The organism is Mesorhizobium sp. M7A.F.Ca.US.005.03.2.1 (genome assembly GCF_003997795.1).
GTDB classification, from domain to species: Bacteria; Pseudomonadota; Alphaproteobacteria; order Rhizobiales; family Rhizobiaceae; genus Mesorhizobium; species Mesorhizobium ciceri.
The window spans coordinates 1-1,317 of sequence record NZ_RZRP01001231.1 but is presented as its reverse complement, the minus strand read 5'-3'; the positions used below and the strand labels follow the sequence as shown (position 1 = coordinate 1,317).

The 1,317-nt window shown below is 65.8% G+C and carries 1 protein-coding gene and 1 pseudogene; both read left to right on the top strand.

What is annotated here, in order from left to right:
- Positions 1-855 (top strand): DUF4159 domain-containing protein (locus EN991_RS36550; RefSeq protein WP_164769675.1); only part of this gene is annotated, 855 nt, incomplete at its 5' end.
- A gap of 63 nt (positions 856-918) precedes the next feature.
- Positions 919-1,317: pseudogene (locus EN991_RS36545) on the top strand (hypothetical protein); the annotation flags it as partial.

Below are 1,317 nucleotides of genomic sequence, written 5' to 3'. Positions count from 1 at the left end.
CAGGACCGCGCCGGTGCCATGGCAACCACCGCCGCGGTCCTGATTGCGCTGGGTAGCTTGTTCGGTCATGCCGACCTTGCCCGCGCCGACGACGCCAAGCCGGGTGACGAAATTGCCATCGAGGCGATTTCGAAGACCCGCATCGCCTATGTGCTGACCGGCGTGCCGGGCGACGATTCGATCAGCCGTGCCGGGCTCGAGGGCCTGACCCGCTTCCTGGTCGAAAAGACGGCCCTTGAACCGGGCGCACCAGCCGGTGTCGACATTTCGAAGGACGAGCTGTCGTTCTATCCTTTGATCTACTGGCCGATCGATCCGGCCGCCCCGATGCCGAGCCAGGCCGCCATCGCCCGCATCGACGCCTATATGCAGCAGGGCGGCACGGTGCTGTTCGACACCCGCGACCAGTTCGCCAACGGCATCGGCGCCGATTCGACCAGCCCGGCGACGGAGCGGCTGCGCGACATCCTCGGCAACCTCAACGTGCCGCCGCTGGAGCCGGTGCCGTCCGACCACGTGCTGACCAAATCCTTCTTCATCCTGCCCGAATTCCCCGGCCGCTTCGCCGGCAGCCCACTGTGGGTCGAGGCGTCGCTCGACGCCAGCAATGCCGAGAACCGGCCGGTGCGCACCGGCGACGGCGTCTCGCCTATCATGATCACCGCCAATGATTTTGCCGGCGCCTGGGCGGTCGACGAGAATGGCGATCCGCTGCTGCCGACCGTACCGGCGGACCCGATGCAGCGCGTCTACGCGCTGCGCGCCGGCGTCAACATCATGATGTACATGCTGACCGGCAACTACAAATCCGACCAGGTGCACGTGCCCATACTGCTCGAACGGCTGGGGCAGTAAGATGAGTTTGTTTGGTTCCCTCCGGTCGCGGATAAACCCTCCCCAAAAAGAGGAGGGTAAGGGATGAACTGGTCGATTTCCTTCGAACCGCTGATCTCCTGGCCCCTGTTGGCCTTGGCGCTGGTGCCGCTGGCGCTGCTGGCGCTTGTCGGCCTGTGGTTTCGCCAGCGCGGCTCGGTCTTCCGCTTCATCGCCCTTTTGGCGCTCGCCGCCGCTTTGTTCAACCCGGTGTTCCTCAACGAGGAGCGCGAGCCGCTGAAAAGCGTTGTCGCCCTCGTCGTCGACCGCAGCCAGAGCCAGGATATCGGCGATCGCACCAAGCAGACCGACGAGGCGCTGGCCGGGCTGCAGCAGCGGCTTGGCCGCTTCAAGCAGTTCGACGTGCGCGTCGTCGAGGCCGGCAAATCCGAGGCCGCCGAACAGCCGTGTCTCGGTGCGCTCTTCGGCGGCCTCGGATTTGCC